Genomic DNA, 14,713 nt, shown 5'->3' with positions numbered 1-14,713 from the left:
GCTCGTACGTCGGACGTCAGCCGAGCGGCAGGCTCGCCCGCACGTCGCCGAGGCCGCGCGCGACGAGCAGTCGTCCGCCGTCCGCGATCCGCGACCACGAGCCGGACGCGGCGTCCCACGCCCGCCACAGCCGCGCGTCCGTCTGCACCCGCACGCGGGCCGAGTTGCCCGCGCCGAGCGTCACGGACGCCCAGCCGACCAGCCGCACGGGCTCGTCGGACGACGACGGCTCGAGGTACACCTGCACGACCTCGCGCGACTCCCGCTCGCCCGTGTTGGTCACCGTGACCGAGACCGCGGGGGACGGGCCACCGTCCGAGACCGTGGCGTCGGAGTACGACCACGTCGAGTAGCCGAGGCCGTGGCCGAGCCAGAACGCGGGCGTCGGGGCGGTGCCGGCCCAGTGGCCGCGGTACCCGATGAACGTGCCCTCGGTGTACTCGATGTCGCCGTCGACCGGCGTCACGTTCCAGGCGGGGGCAGCGCCGTCGGCGACGGGGAACGTCGTGACGAGGCGGCCGGACGGCTCGATGTCGCCGAGCAGCGCGGCGGCGACCGCGTGGCCGCCCTCCTGGCCGGGCAGGCCGGCCCAGAGCACCGCGTCGACCTCGTCGAGCCACGGCATGAGGACCGGCGTCGCGGCGTTGACCACGACGACCGTCCGGCGCGCGGCCGCCGCGACGGCGCTGACCAGCGCGTCCTGCGCGCCCGGCAGGGCGAGCGTCGACTTGTCGACGGACTCGGTCTCCTGCTCCTCGGTGAGCCCGACGACGACCACCGCGACGTCGGCGTCCGCGGCCGCGGCGGCCGCCTCCGCGAGGACGTCCTCGACCGGGCGCGGCGCCGGACGGGCGACGAGCCCGAACAGCCCGACACCCGCGAGCGGGTTGGCCGTGGCGTCGACGTCCTGGCCACCGTCGACGACCTCGGTCGCGGCCGGCGGGCGGAGCACGACCTCGCCGTCGATGATGTCGTCGCCCGACACGTCGACCGTGCCGAGCTCGACGGGCGGCGCGAGCATCTCCTCGGCGAACCCGCCGGACGAGCGCAGCTCGAACTGACGGGACGTCGCCCCGACGCGCAGGTCCCAGGCGCCCACGCCGATGACGCCGACCTCGACGGGACCGTCCGCCGCGACGCGCGCCCGCAGGCGCACGGTTGCGACCGGCTCGGTGAAGTCGTCGTCGAACCCGACCATGAGCGTCGACGGCGCGTCGTGCCGCTCGTCGAGCACCGTGCCGTCGGCCGCGAGCAGCGTGACGTGCACGCCGGGGTTGCCGGTGGACGGGTCGATGACGAAGCCCGGGCGGGCGGCGACGGGCCGGTTGCGCACCTCGACGCCGTCGACCACGCGCACGGCGTCGCCGAGCAGCGCGGTGAGGCCCTCCGCGACGCTCACCTGGTACGGCGGGTTGACCTGCGCCGAGCCGCCGCCCATGTCGATCGTCTCGAGCGCGTGCCGGCCGATCAGCGCGACGTTCGTGCCGCGCGTCAGGGGCAGCGTGGCGTCGGCGTTCGTCAGGACCGTGATGCCCCGCGCGGCGAGGCGCGTGAGCTGCTCGCGGCGGATCTCGCTGTCGGGGGCGGGCAGGTCCGTGGGCAGCTCACGGAGCTGGCCGAGCATCCCGACCCGGTCCGCGAGGACCAGCAGGCGGCGCACGTGCTCGTCGACCACGGACTCGTCGAGCTCACCGGCGCGGACCGCGTCGACGAGCGTCTGCCCCCACGGGCCGTCAGGCCCGGGCATCACGAGGTCCAGACCGCCGGCGGCGGCCGGGGCGGCCGTCTTGGTCGCGAACCAGTCGGACATGATGAGGCCCGTGTAGCCCCACTCGCCCTTGACGACCTCGTTGATCACGTGGTCGTGCTCGGTCGCGGCGACGCCGTTGACGTCGTTGTAGGCGGCCATCATCGACCACGGGTCCGACTCGGACGTCGCGATCTCGAACGGCAGCAGGTACAGCTCGCGCAGCGTCTTGGCGTCGACCACCGAGTTCATGGTGTTGCGGGCCGTCTCCGACTCGTTCGCGACCAGGTGCTTGAGGCACGCGCCGATCGCGAGCTGCTGCAGGCCGCGGACGTAGGACGCGGCGAGCTTGCCGGTGAGCAACGGGTCCTCGGAGTACGCCTCGAACAGGCGGCCGCCGAGCGCCGAGCGGTGCAGGTTGATCGTCGGGCCGAGCACCACGTGGATGTCCTGCGCGAGCGCCTCCTCGGCGAGCATCCGGCCCACCTCGGCGGTCGTCTCCTCGTCCCACGCGGACGCGAGCAGCGTCGCGTTGGGGAACAGGGCCACCTGGCGGCCGCCGCTGAACTTGAGGCCGCGGACGCCGGTCGGGCCGTCGGACAGGTTGATCTCGCCGAGCCCGATGGACTCCTCGGGCTGCAGCGTGAACGCGGCGGCACCGGTGAGCAGACGGACCTTCGTCTCGAGGTCGAGCTTGGAGACGAGGACGGCGGGGTCGATGGGCGACTGGGTCATCACTTCACCTTCTTGACGGGGATGATCGCGAGGGCTCCGACGAGCGTCAGCGCCGCCGCCGTGAGGTAGAGCAGGTCGTAGTTCTTGGCAGCCCCACCGATCAGCAGAGCACCCAGGAAGGGCGCGAGCGACTGGGGGCCGGCGTTGGCGATGTTGAACACGCCGAGGTCCTTCGCGGCGTCGTCCGGGTTGGGCAGCACGCCGATGACGAGGGCCAGGTCGACGCCCATGTAGATGCCGAACGCGGCGCCGAGGATCGCCTCGACCAGGTAGAACCCGCCGACGCCGTTCACCTGGGTCAGCAGCCCGAGCCCGACGGCGAACAGCGCCGTCGACGCGAACACGAACACCTTGCGGAGGGCGAGCTTGTCGGACACGATCCCGGCCAGCTGGCCGACGACGACGAGCACGACCGTGTAGATGAGGACGCCCTTGAACACGACGCCAGCGGCCTCGGCGTCGGTCAGGCCCAGGTGGTCCTTCATCCAGAAGAACCGGAACGTCGAGAACATGAAGCTGCCGAGCACGAGCAGGAACCGGGAGATCCACGCCCAGGCGAAGTCGGGGTGGCGGCGGGGGCTGATCCAGAACGTCTCGAGCCAGGCCTTGACCGTCATCGACGGCGGGCGCTGGGGCAGCTGCTTGTCGGGCAGGACGAGCGCGTAGGCGACCATGCCGACCACGCCGATCGCGGCGGGGATCATGAACAGCGGGACCATCTGCGCGGTGAACATGCCGGCGATCCAGATGGCGGCGAGGACGCCGACGTTCTGCATGACGCCGCCGAGCGCACTGATCTTCGCGGTCTGCGACGGCGGCACCTGGTCGGCGATCGTCGCGAGGTAGGCGGCGAAGCACGCGTTGGCGGCGAGCTGCGCGAGGAACCAGCCGACCAGCAGCGTCGGGACGTTGGTACCGAGCGCGATGACGAGCAGGAACGCCGCGAGGCCGAGCGCGCCGCCGACCATCCACGGGCGGCGACGGCCCCAGCGGGACATCGTCCGGTCGGACAGGCGGCCGAAGACCGGGTTGGCGATCAGTGCGGCGAAGGCGCCGACGCCGAGGATGAGGCCCTGCGCCGTGGTGGCCTGGGCGTCGCCGACGACCTGCGTGACCTTGATGGCCATGCTGATCGTCACCGGGCCGAGCAGCGCGATGAACAGTGCCAGCTGGGCGAACGCGAACGTCACCACGAAGCGCTTGCTGACCGGTGTGGTGGGTGGCTCGATCGCGTACGGGGGGACCGGGCGCTCGTGGCCCGGGATGCCCGACGTGACGATCGACGCCGGTAGCTCGGTGCTGCTCGGGATCTCGTCGGTGAGCGGGTTGATCTGGTCGACCGCGTCCTGGGCCATCGTCGTTCTCCTGCTTCTGCGAGGGAGGAACTTCTGTGGGGGAGGAGGGCCGATGTCGTCGAGCCGCTCGCTTATGCGTGTCACTGACGCGCGTCACTTGCGCGTGTCAGTAAGGTGGCACACGATGAGCGCGGTGCGCAAGATGTCCGATCCAGGAGGTTGCTGAGAGATGTCCGTCGACGGCCACCCCCGCCGCGTGACCAGCGCCGACGTCGCCCGCGAGGCCGGGGTCTCCCGCACCACGGTCAGCTACGTGCTCAACGAGACCCCCCACCAGAAGATCCCGGACGCCACCCGGCAGCGCGTGCTGCACGCCGTCGAACGCCTCGGCTACGCCCCGTCCGCGACCGCGCGGGCCCTGCAGAGCGGCCGGTCCGACGTCGTGCTGTGCCTGCTGCCGGACTGGCCCATCGGCCCGGCCATGGGCCAGCTCCTCGAGACGCTCTCCACGAGCCTCGCCGCCGAAGGCCTCACGCTGTACGCCCACCCCCGCGCCGCGGGCCGGCCCGTCTCCGAGGTGTGGCGCTCGCTCGGCCCCGCCGCCGTCGTGCTGTGGGACGAGCTCGACGACCGCGAGGTCGCCGCCATGCGCGCGGCCGGGATCGCCGTCACGGTCGCCCTGCTCAGCCCGACCGGCGCCCACAAGGGGGAACTGCTCGTCCCGCAGCAGCGCATCGGGCGCGTCCAGACGGAGCACCTCGCCGCGACCGGCCACCGCCGGCTCGGGTACGCGTACCCCGACGACCCGCGCGTCACCGGGTTCGCCGAGCCGCGCCTCGACGGCGTGCGCACCGCGTGCGCCGACCTCAGGCTCGACGTCCCGGTGGTGCAGACGGTCGCCATGACGGTCGAGGCGGCCGTCGAGGCCGTGCGTTCCTGGGCCGACGCCGGGGTGACCGGCGTGTGCGCGTACAACGACGACGTCGCGCTCGCCGTCCTCGCCGGAGCCCGCGCCGCGGGCGTCACCGTGCCGGGCGACCTCGCCGTCATCGGCGTCGACGACATCCCCGCCGCGCCGTTCGCGTCACCGCCCCTGACCACCGTCGACTCCGACCAAGGCGCGATCGCGCAGTACATCGCCGCGCTCGTCACGCGGCAGCTCTCCGGGAAGCCGCTGCCCCCGCGGCCCGGGTCCGACGTCATCCACCTCGTCCGGCGCGCGTCGGCGTGACGTTCACGCCGCTCGCCTCGCACCTCGACACGCGCCGGCTCGCGCTGACGTCGTGCACCCCGGCGCGACCAGCGCCGGTCCTCTCGACGTCCGGCCTGCCGCTGGACGTCAGCGGTCGAGCAGGCCGCCGCCCACCCACGAGCGGATGGCCGCGACGTCGCCCGGGCTGAGCTCCATCCGGGCGCCTCGGCACAGGCTCACCACGTAGTCCGCCCACGCCGCCGCCAGATCGGTCGGCGAGACCGCCGACGTCAGCTCGAGCCCGCCGTACAGCACGCACGCGATGACGTAGTCGACGGTCGACCGTCCGACGGCGGCGCCCGCCTCCTGGCACACGTTGCGCACACGCTTCGACGTCGCGGCCCGCTCGAACGGGTGGACCTTCAGGTCGGCGGCCAGCGACTCGAGCAGCACCCGGTAGTTCGCCTGGCTCAGGCCGGGGGTGTCGGTGACCTTGACGACCTGCTGCTGCAGCTCGGTCGGGTCGGTGTCCGCGACGGCGCCGGGGAGGTCGGCCTCGCCGAACCGGGCCGGGTCCCAGACGAAGCCCGGCGGGCGGGACGACGCGCCGACCTCGGGCACGGTCCTGGTCAGCCACGCGAAGAAGCCGCCTGGGCCCCACCCGGTCGTCGCCAGGGTCGGGTCGGCCTTCTGGGCGACCTGCGCGACGACGCCCAGGGGCAGGGGCCGGTCGGCCGAGCGGACGCGCTGCAGGATCGCGCGGTGCGCGGGGGTCGTGACGGGCCGCGCCTGGACGGTGCTCGGCTCGGCGTCGTCGGCCGCGGGCGTCGGGGAGGGGACGACGGCATCCGGGGCGAGACCCTCCGAGGGACGCGCGTCGGCGCGGCCAGGGGCCTGGGCGGGCTGCTCCCCGAGCCCGGGCGACAGGCTGTTGGCCAGCGCCGACGACGTCACCAGCTCGGCCAGGTCGTCCGCCGTGATCACCGAGTCCGCGACCGCCCGGTACGCGCTCGCGGCCGGGCCTGCGGTGATGATCGTGACCCGCCGGTCGGCGGCCCGGCAGCGCAGCGCGAGCGGCGTGAAGTCCGCGTCGGCCGACACGATGACGAACTCCTCGTACCGGGTGGCCGCCGCGAGGGCGTCGACCGCGTCCAGCACGAGGTTGATGTCGGCGCTGCTCTTGCCCTGCTGGGTGAGCGACGGGCAGTCGACCACCTGGAACCCGGCGCGCGTGAAGTTCGGGCGGTACCGCGAGAACACCGACGGGTTGAGGTAGCAGGCCCGGACCAGGAACCGGCGCGAGAAGTCGCCGTCCGCGTCGGTGCCCTGCTCGAGCTCGGACAGCCAGTGGCCCGGGTCGGTGGCGAACGCCTCGGCCGCGTCCGGGTCGAGGCGGCGCAGCCCGATGTAGACGTTGTCGAAGTCGACGAACAGGGCGCAGCGGTACCGGCGGTCGGAGCCGCTCGGCGGGGCGTCGGTGGGGGTCACGGTCCCCATCCTGGCGGGTCCGCGTCCCCGGCGCCGGGCTCGACCGGATCTGTGCCGGCGTTGCGCGTCTGTCGCGCGTCAGCTGGTCACGGTGCGGGGACCGGCAGCACGTCGACCACGTCTCGGCGCGTGCTCGTCATGGACCGCGAACGTCCGCGAGGGCCGTTGCCTGCGTCGGTCACCCGCGTGCACGACCGTCCGGCCCTCAGTCGGGCAGGGGTGCGACGGCGACCGTGAACCGAGCGCCTCCCTCGGGGGCGTCACCGACGGTGACCGTCCCGCCGAGCAGGTCGACGAGCCCGCGCACGAGCGACAGCCCGATCCCGACCCCCACAGGCCGCTCGTCGCGGTACCGGGCGCCGAGCGCCCCCGGCTCGAACGCGACCGTGCGGTCGGCGGCGCTGAGGCCGGGCCCGCCGTCCCGCACCTCCAGGACGGCGACCGTGCCCGGCGGGCCGGTCCGTTCGCCAGGGCTGCGCAGCGCGAGCACGACGGGTCGCCCGGGGGGCGTGAGGCGCAGCGCGTTCTCCAGCAGCCCGTCGACGACCTGCCGGAGCCGGGCCGGGTCGGTGCGGACGGACACGGCACCGACCCGCTCCACGCGCCAGTCGATGCCACGCGCCGCCGCCCGGGCCGACCACACCTCCGTGGTCTCGTCGAGCATCGTGCCGAGGTCGACGACCGCCGGGTGGAGCCGGAAGTCGTCGGCGCCGAGCCGGGCCAGGTCGAGGAGGTCCTGGACGAGCCGGTCGAGGCGCATCGACTCGGCGAGGATCACGTGGCCCGCGTCGCGGGCGGCCTGGCCCTCGACGACGCCGTCCGCGACCGACTCCGCGAAGCCCCGCACGGCCGTCAGCGGCGTGCGCAGCTCGTGCGAGACCGCGAGCAGGAACCGTCGCTGCCGACCCTCGCTCGCCTCCAGCGCGACGGCCAGCCCGTTGAGGGCGGCCGCGACCTCCACCACTTCCGGCGGTCCGTCGTGCGGGACGCGCACGTGCCGGTCGCCCGCGGAGAGGGCCCGTGCGGCGTCGGCGGTGCGGCGCAGCGGCCTGGTCAGCACCCGGGCCGTCGCCCCACCTGCGAGCACGCCGACGACGAGGCCGACGCCGACGGAGACGAGGACCGCCCGGACCACCCTCCGAGGGGGCACCACCTGTGCGCGCCGGTCCGCGACCCGGTCGGCCCGGTTCTCGGCGACCCCCGTCGACACCGTGGCCGTCCCGCGGACCTCGGCTGCGACGAACCTCGCCGCGGCGGTACCGCCGAGGAGCGCGGCCACGAGGGCCACGCCGGCGGACAGGAGCGTGATGCGCGCGGTGAGGGTGAGGCCCTGCGGCGGGACCTGACGGGCCACGGATGCGCTCATCGGGCCGACACGTCCGCCGCGTACCCGACGCCGCGCACCGTGCGGATCGGAGCGCCCGGGCCGAGCTTCGCCCGCACCTGCGCGACGTGCACGTCGACCGTGCGCGTCCCCGCAGCGCTGCCGTACCCCCACACCGACGCGAGCAGCTCCTCGCGCTGCAGCACCCGGCCGGGACGACGCATCAGGTAGGCGAGCAGGTCGAACTCCAGGGCGGTCAGGTGGACCTCGGCGCCGTCGGCCCACACGCGGCGCCCTGCGACGTCGACCTCGACGCCGCCGAGGACCAGCCGGTCGTCGTCCGCCGGTGCCGTCCGGCGCAGCACCGCGTGCACGCGTGCGACGAGCTCGCGGGGGCTGAACGGCTTCGTGACGTAGTCGTCTGCGCCGAGCTCGAGGCCGAGCACCCGGTCCACCTCGTCGTCCCGGGCCGTGACGAACAGCACCGGCGTGCGGTCGCCCGACGCGCGCAGCCGCCGGCACACCTCGATGCCGTCGAGGCCGGGTAGGCCGACGTCGAGCACGAGCGCGACCGGGCGACGGGTCAGCACCGCCTGCAGGGCGGCCGCGCCGTCACCGTACGTGTCGACCCCGAAGCCGTCCCGCGTGAGGTACAGCCGCAGCAGGCTCGTGACCGCCGGGTCGTCCTCGGCGACCACCACCAGCCCGCGTGCCGTCGTCATGCCACCTCCGCACGCCTCGGGCGCCGCCCGGACCCCGCCGGGGCTGGTCGGCCGGTCATCCGGGGTCCGCGGCGAGGTCCTGCTCGGTCTGCGCCGCGGCGCTCTCGGCCGCGTCGACCGCGTCGCCCAACGCGGCGAGCCCATCTTGGGGCACGGGTGCGGCCGACTCCACGGTCGCGGCCGCCGGAGGGGTGCTCGCCGGCGGGGCAGTCACCCGGTCGGCGTCCTCCGAACGGTCGCAGCCGGCGACGAGCGCGACCAGGACGGTGCCCAGGGCGAGCGCCCGGCAGGTGCCCGCGAACGACGGTCCGGCGTTCACGACGAGGCCTGCGGGAGCTGTGCGCAGATCGCTGCCGCGTGCGCGAGCCGGTCGTCCGCGTCCTGCAGCGTCGTCAACCGCTCGGCGCGCCGGTCCGCGCGCCGCTCGAGCCGGTCGGCCTGCGCGTCGTGCCCGGCGTGGCGGGCATCGGCGGCGCGCGCTCGCAGCCACGCGACCGAGCCTTGCGTCGTTGCGTCGCCGCTGATCCTGGCGAGCAGCCCGGCGACACGGTCCTGCGCGGTGGCCGCCCGGGCGCAGAGGCGCTGGGCGGTCGCGAGGTCCGTCGTGAGGGTCACGGTGTCGCCGTCGACCTGGACGTGGGTGGTGGGTGACGGTGTGGGTGCTGCGGCGAGCGCGGGCGAGGCGACGGCGACGAGGGCGGTCGCGCAGGCGAGGCCGGCGACGGCGCGGAGGAGGGCTCGGGACACGGTGGCTCCTGGGGTTCGGGCACCCGGCGGGTGTCGATGGCCCCACCGTGGCCGTCCCGGGTGAGCACCATGTCAGCTGAGTGTTCGGGTTGTGCAAGGCACTCGGCCGTGGCGCGTCAGACCGGTTCGGGGGCGTCCTGCGCGTCGGTGTGGGCGATGTGCCGGAGCTGGTGCCAGATGAGCACGACGAAGACGGCCGACCCGACGAACGCGAACCAGAACGGTGCCGTGACCCCACGCTGCTGCGCGAGCGCCCCGCCGATGGCCGACCCGATGACCAGGCCGCCGAACACCCCGACGAGGTTCACGGACCCGACGCGCCCCTGCAGCGCGGTCGGCACGGCCCGCTGCCGCACGGTCACCGACGTGGTGCCCCACACGAACGCGTGCATCCCGAACACGAAGAAGATGACGAACGCGACCGCCGGGGTCGTCGTGAGGGCCAGGCCCAGGTGCGTGAGGGTCTCGACGATCAGGCCGATCCGCATGAGGTTCGCGAGGCTGACCCGCCGCGTGATCCAGCCGTACGAGAGGGTGCCCAGGAGCCCGCCCAGCGCGCCCACGGTGGTGATGAGCCCGAACCCGACGGCTCCGAGCCCGAGCTGCCGGTGCGCGTACAGCACGAGCACCGACCAGGCGGCGCCCCAGGTGACGTTGAAGATGAGGATCGTCAGGACGAGCGTGCGGACGGCCGCGTGGTGCACGACCCAGCGGATGCCCTCGGCGATGTCGGCGACGATGTGCGTCCGGTGCGCGGGCTCGGTCCGGTGCGGCGGAAGGTGGACCCGGGACACCATGACGGCGCCGAGGACGACGAGCACCGCCTCGGCCGCGAACGGCGTCGCCTGACCCGCCGCGAACAGGACGGCGCCGATCGGCGGCCCGACGAGCTGGTTGACGGTGACGAACCCGGCTTGGATGCGGGAGTTCGCGAGCGCGAGGTCGTCGCGGTGCGCGAGCATCGGCACGAGCGTGCTCGACGCGTTGTCGGCGAACGTCTCGGCCGTGCCGAGCAGGAACATCGCGACGAGGACGAGCGCGATCGACGCGACGTCGGTGAGCACGGCGACCGACAGGAGCGCGAGCACGACGGCGCGCACGAGGTCGACCGTGATGACGAGCCGCCGGCGGTCGAGCCGGTCGGTCAGCGCACCCGCCCACAGGCCGAACAGCAGCGGCGGCAGCCACTGCAGCAGGGCGGCGAGCGCGACGAGGAACGCGTCCTGCGTGCGCGAGGCCACGAGCAGCGGCCCGGCCGCGATGACGATGCCGTCGCCGAGGTTCGTCGTCCACGACGACGCGAGCAGCCACCGGAACCCACGGCCGAGCCGGGGCGGCACCACGACGTCGACGATCCGGCTCACAAGGGGGAGAGGCTACGCGCGGGTCCGGTCGGGGTCACGCCCGTTGTCGGCCGTGCAGGTCAACGCGTCACCATGCCGACTCGTCGTACCCGCTGGGCACCGGTCCGTGCCGCCAGACGGGGGAGCCGGGCGGCCGGACGAGCGTGACGGTGCCCGACGGCGACGGCAGGTCGACGAGGTACGGCGCGGGGTCCGGCGCGTCGGGCGGCCCCGCGTCGGCCGACCGGGGCGCCGCGAGCAGCCACGTCGCGAGCTGCGCGAGGGACAGGTCGGCGTGCCACGTGCCGCCGGCCCGGCCCGTCTCGGTGACCGCGCGCATGACGGCGGCCGCCACGAGGTGCCCGGCGGCGTGGTCGAGCGCCTGCGCGGGCAGCACCCCCGGGGTGCCGTCGTCCGCGCGCGTGGCGTCCGCGATGCCCGTCGCGGCCTGGACGATCGAGTCGAACCCGCGTCGTCCGGCCCACGGCCCGGCCGCGCCCCACGCGGACAGGCTCACGACGACGAGCCCCGGGCGACGCTCGGCGAGCTCCGCCGGCGACAGGCCGAACCGGTCCAGCGCGCCCGGTCGGTAGCCCTGGACCAGCACGTCGGCGCCGTCAAGCAGGTCCTCGAACCGTTCCCGTCCGTCGGCCGACGCGAGGTCGAGCTGCGCGTGCCGCTTGCCGGGGCCGGTGTCGAGCAGCGTCGCCGCATCCTCGGGCAGGTGCGGACTGTCGAGCCGCAGCACGTCGGCGCCGTACGACGCGAGCGTCCGCGTGCCGACCGGGCCTGCGATCACGCGCGTGAGGTCGAGGACGCGCAGCCCGTCGAGCCGCGGCACCCGAGTCGGGCCGTCGCCGACCTGCGCGAGCCGCAGGACCGGCAGCGCTCGCACCGCCGAGCCGGCATCCGACGCCGCCCACTCGTGCTCGGTCCGCACCGCGGCCGCGACACCGCCCGCCGCGACGACGGCGTCCTCCACCTCCGCGCCGGTCCGCTCGGCCGCCGCTGCCACGGGGTCCGGGCCCAGCGCGCGGTGCAGCGCGCGCTCGTGATGCGGGTAGTTCGCGTGCAGCCGGACCCACCCGTCGGCCGTCTCGACGAACCGCGACAGCGGTGCGAACCCCGCCCCCGTCGGCTCGCCGTCGAGCAGGCAGAACCGCTCGCTGCGGAACGCAAGCCCGACGTGCCGGGCGTCCACGATGATCGGCTGCCGCGGGTTCGCGCCCTTGCGCAGCTCCTCAGCCGCCAGCCGCTGCGCGCCGACCGCGCCGAGCGCCAGCTCACCGACCGCCAGCCGCGAGTCGAGGCCCGTCTCGCCCCGACCGGTCACCAGCGACGTCAGCCCCGGGTCACCGCCCAGCGCCTCCCACGCAGCCACGAGCACCACGCCGACCTCCTGCTCCGCTCGTCCGGACCCGCGGTCCAGCCTGGCACGACGGCCTCGACGGGCGCCCGTCGACCCGGGCACGATGCCTGCCATGGCGGAGGAACGGCACGCGTCCTGGCTCGAGCTGTTCTTCGACCTCGTCGTCGTCGCGGGCATCGGGATGCTGGCCCACCTGCTCGCGCAGGACGAGTCCGGCGGCGGGCTCGCGCTGTACGTCGTCGCGTTCACCGCGTTCTGGGTCGTCTGGGCGTGCTTCACCACGTACGGCAACCTCGCGGCCGACGAGACGCACACGCTCCCGATGCTCGCCGGGATGGCCGTGCTGGGCGTCATGACGGCCGCCGTCCCCGAGATCCGCGACGAGCACGCACGGGCGTTCGCGATCGCGTACGTCGTCGGACGGCTGCTCGCTGCCCGACCGTGGCGGCAGGCGACCGTCGTCGTCGACCTGCCGCTCGTGCAGGCCGCGTTCGGGGTCGTGCCGTGGATCGTCTCGATCTGGGTCGACGGCACCGGCCGCTACGTGCTGTGGGCCGTCGGGCTCGCGATGGACCTGCTCCTGCTGCTCTCGACGACCCGCGAGAAGCTGCTGGCCGACAGCCAGTCGAGGCTCGACCGGATGCTCGCGAAGGTCGCCCGCGCCGACCGGCGACGCCGCGTGGACCGCAGTGCCGGCCCGGACCGCGGCGGGCGCGCCGGCGAGGGCCGGGGGCGGCGCGAGGAGCTCCCGACGCGCGTGCTCGCGATGGACGCCGACGCCCCGCACCTCGGCGAGAGGCTCGGGCTGTTCGTGCTCATCGTGCTCGGTGAGGGGCTCGTCCAGGTGATCGACGGTGCGAGCGAGGCGACATGGGACCGGCAGCTCGCGGTGACCGGCGCGGGTGCGTTCGTGCTGGTCTTCGCCCTCTGGGGTGTCGCGGTGCACCGCGGGTACGCGGGGGTCGCCGTGCTGTCGCCGGGGGCCGTCCGACCACGGCTCGCGTGGGCCGCCCACCTGTGCGCGACGCTGACGCTGGCCACCGTCGCGGCCGTGCTCGGCGGGCTCGTCGCCGAGCCCACCGAGCCGGTGAGCGACCACGACCGGCTGCTCGTCGCGTCCGCGTACGCGCTGTACGGGCTGCTGTCGGCCGGTGTGCACCTCGCCGTGGGCGTCGGTGCCGGTGCGGGCGTCCGGCGCGCGTCGATCGGCCGGGCCGTGCGGATCGGCGTGCCCGTGCTCGTGGCGTCGGCCCTCGTGCTCCTGGTGCCCGACGCCACCGCGGAGGCCGTGGTCTGGCTGCTCGCCGGCGGCGTCGTGGCCGTCGTCGTGCTCACTGCGCCACCCCGCTCGTCCCGCCGCGCCCCCGCCACCGCATGACCCGGTCGCCGGCGGGGTTACTCGGTGCCCGCGTCTTCGTCGCGCGGGGCGGGTACCGGTACGGGCACCGGCGTCCCGCCTCCGCCGCCGCTCCCACCCGTCCAGCCGTCGAGCATGCGCAGCAGCTCCGCGCGCTCCGGTCCTGCGGGAAGCCGTTCGAGGCCGGCGCGCAGGATCTGCGCCGCCTCGGGGGCCCGCGGCAGGAAACGCCAGCGTGAGAGCCCCATCTGACTCTTGATCGACGCCCATCGGATCCGCCCGGTCGCGGGCTCGGGCGCGAACGTCCGGGTCGTCGCCAGCTCGGCGTTCATGCGCAGCGCGTCGGCGTGCTCGGGCGTGAATTCGACGGGCTCGCCGGACTCCATCTGCCGGATGAGCTCCGTCATGCGGGCCTTGGTGATCGGCGGCCGCGTGCCGGGGGTCTCGCCGCCCTCGGGCGTGGTCGGTCCCCGCTCGCCCGGCACCGGGCCACCCTCGCCGGGCACGGGTCCGCCCTCGCCGGGCACCGGCCCGCCCTCGCCAGGCACGGGGACCCGTTCGCCGGGCACGGGTTCGCCGCCGACGCCGCGCCCGAACAGCTTCTTCGCGCCGCCCGCGACCACGAGCGCGAGGTTGATGACGCCCTGCGTGCCGCGCTCCCACCGCTCGAACGTCGTCATCGGCTGCGGCGCGAACGCGCGCTGCCCCACGGCCGCCTCGACGATGTACGGGACGCCGGTGATGTCGGCGATGCCGAGCCCGACGAGCGCGACGCCCTCCCAGAAGCTCGGCCCCTGACCGCCGTGGTCCGCCGCGTAGTCGGAGAACCGGCCGGCGATGCCCAGGCCGGCGCCGACCACGAGCAGCGCGGCCAGGACGCCCCACCCGACAGGGCCGGCGAACACGAGCGCGACGGCGATCGCGATCGCGGGCAGCGCCAGGATGATGCCCGACACGATCCCGCCGAGCACGTCGCCCAGGTTCTCCCGCAGCCACGACCGCATGCTCGCGACGAGCTCGCCGAACAGGCCCTGCACGGGTGTCCGCTCGGCCTCGCCCCGCAGCCGCGCGGCCTCGTCGGCGTACGACGAGCTCCCGGTCCTGGCCTTCGAGGCGGCGTCGCCCGCCCACGTGCGCTGCTGGTCCGTCGCCCGGTCGACGACCCCGGAGGTCTCGGCGAGCCCGCGCTCGTGCTCGGCGGCCAGCGCGCCGTCGACGCGCGCCGGCGCCTGGGCCAGCTCGTTGCCGGCCTCGTCACCGGCCTGCTGGGCCGTGCGGGCGTAGGCCTCGGCCGGGCGCTGGAGCGCCTCGGAGGCGGCGTCGCCGGCGTCTCCATCGCCTATCACTTGGCCAAGCTTGGCATCACAGATGTCATGCTCTGCGAACGCAAGCAG

Annotated in this window: 12 protein-coding genes; 2 read left to right on the top strand and 10 right to left on the bottom strand. The window is 74.9% G+C overall.

Annotated elements, in window-relative coordinates:
* Positions 1-16: 16 nt before the first annotated feature.
* Positions 17-2,482, bottom strand: a complete 2,466-nt coding sequence (locus tag J7523_RS02285) for a glycoside hydrolase family 3 C-terminal domain-containing protein (RefSeq protein ID WP_291881698.1) — start codon at positions 2,480-2,482, stop codon at positions 17-19.
* Positions 2,482-3,837: an MFS transporter gene (locus J7523_RS02280; protein ID WP_291881695.1), complete on the bottom strand. Its 1,356-nt coding sequence runs from the start codon at positions 3,835-3,837 to the stop codon at positions 2,482-2,484. Before J7523_RS02280 ends, J7523_RS02285 begins: the two co-directional genes overlap by 1 nt.
* Before the next feature lie 196 nt (positions 3,838-4,033).
* Here J7523_RS02280 and J7523_RS02275 point away from each other — a divergent pair, with 196 nt between their 5' ends.
* Positions 4,034-5,008 (top strand): LacI family DNA-binding transcriptional regulator, encoded by a 975-nt coding sequence (locus tag J7523_RS02275; RefSeq protein ID WP_291881693.1) that lies wholly within the window; start codon positions 4,034-4,036, stop codon positions 5,006-5,008.
* A gap of 108 nt (positions 5,009-5,116) precedes the next feature.
* Here J7523_RS02275 and J7523_RS02270 read toward each other — a convergent pair whose 3' ends face one another.
* The 7 genes from J7523_RS02270 to J7523_RS02240 all read right to left on the bottom strand — a co-directional run bounded on the left by J7523_RS02270 (position 5,117) and on the right by J7523_RS02240 (position 11,983).
* Positions 5,117-6,457 carry an NYN domain-containing protein gene (locus J7523_RS02270; RefSeq protein WP_291881690.1) on the bottom strand — a complete coding sequence of 447 codons (1,341 nt, stop codon included), beginning with the start codon at positions 6,455-6,457 and terminating at the stop codon, positions 5,117-5,119.
* A gap of 205 nt (positions 6,458-6,662) precedes the next feature.
* Complete coding sequence (locus tag J7523_RS02265) at positions 6,663-7,823, bottom strand: HAMP domain-containing sensor histidine kinase (RefSeq protein ID WP_291881688.1); 1,161 nt, start codon at positions 7,821-7,823, stop codon at positions 6,663-6,665.
* Positions 7,820-8,503 (bottom strand): response regulator transcription factor, encoded by a 684-nt coding sequence (locus tag J7523_RS02260; RefSeq protein ID WP_291881686.1) that lies wholly within the window; start codon positions 8,501-8,503, stop codon positions 7,820-7,822. Before J7523_RS02260 ends, J7523_RS02265 begins: the two co-directional genes overlap by 4 nt.
* A gap of 55 nt (positions 8,504-8,558) precedes the next feature.
* Positions 8,559-8,822: a hypothetical protein gene (locus tag J7523_RS02255; protein WP_291881684.1), complete on the bottom strand. Its 264-nt coding sequence runs from the start codon at positions 8,820-8,822 to the stop codon at positions 8,559-8,561.
* Positions 8,819-9,250 (bottom strand): hypothetical protein, encoded by a 432-nt coding sequence (locus J7523_RS02250; protein WP_291881682.1) that lies wholly within the window; start codon positions 9,248-9,250, stop codon positions 8,819-8,821. The genes J7523_RS02255 and J7523_RS02250 overlap by 4 nt, the downstream gene beginning before the upstream one ends.
* A 116-nt stretch (positions 9,251-9,366) precedes the next feature.
* Complete coding sequence (locus J7523_RS02245; RefSeq protein WP_291881680.1) at positions 9,367-10,614, bottom strand: MFS transporter; 1,248 nt, start codon at positions 10,612-10,614, stop codon at positions 9,367-9,369.
* A 67-nt stretch (positions 10,615-10,681) separates the two neighbouring features.
* Positions 10,682-11,983 (bottom strand): CoA transferase, encoded by a 1,302-nt coding sequence (locus J7523_RS02240; RefSeq protein WP_291881678.1) that lies wholly within the window; start codon positions 11,981-11,983, stop codon positions 10,682-10,684.
* Positions 11,984-12,074: 91 nt separating this feature from the next.
* On the opposite strand from J7523_RS02240, the gene J7523_RS02235 reads away from it, so the two are divergent.
* On the top strand, positions 12,075-13,340 hold the full coding sequence (locus tag J7523_RS02235; protein ID WP_291881676.1) for a low temperature requirement protein A: 1,266 nt from the start codon (positions 12,075-12,077) through the stop codon (positions 13,338-13,340).
* 17 nt (positions 13,341-13,357) lie between these two features.
* Here the strand turns inward: J7523_RS02235 and J7523_RS02230 are convergent, their stop codons facing one another.
* A complete protein-coding gene (locus J7523_RS02230; RefSeq protein WP_291881674.1) occupies positions 13,358-14,665 on the bottom strand; it encodes a hypothetical protein in 1,308 nt (435 codons plus the stop codon).
* Between the last annotated feature and the right edge of the window lie 48 nt (positions 14,666-14,713).

It is taken from the genome of Cellulomonas sp., assembly GCF_017744555.1.
Taxonomy (GTDB): domain Bacteria; phylum Actinomycetota; class Actinomycetes; order Actinomycetales; family Cellulomonadaceae; genus Cellulomonas.
This window is presented reverse-complemented; position numbering and strand designations above follow the sequence as displayed.

Coding starts and splice junctions, on each gene's coding strand:
- J7523_RS02280 (WP_291881695.1), bottom strand. CDS start 3,837: ATGGCCCAGGACGCGGTCGACCAGATCAACCCGCTCACCGACGAGATC.
- J7523_RS02235 (WP_291881676.1), top strand. CDS start 12,075: ATGGCGGAGGAACGGCACGCGTCCTGGCTCGAGCTGTTCTTCGACCTC.
- J7523_RS02265 (WP_291881688.1), bottom strand. CDS start 7,823: ATGAGCGCATCCGTGGCCCGTCAGGTCCCGCCGCAGGGCCTCACCCTC.
- J7523_RS02285 (WP_291881698.1), bottom strand. CDS start 2,482: ATGACCCAGTCGCCCATCGACCCCGCCGTCCTCGTCTCCAAGCTCGAC.
- J7523_RS02260 (WP_291881686.1), bottom strand. CDS start 8,503: ATGACGACGGCACGCGGGCTGGTGGTGGTCGCCGAGGACGACCCGGCG.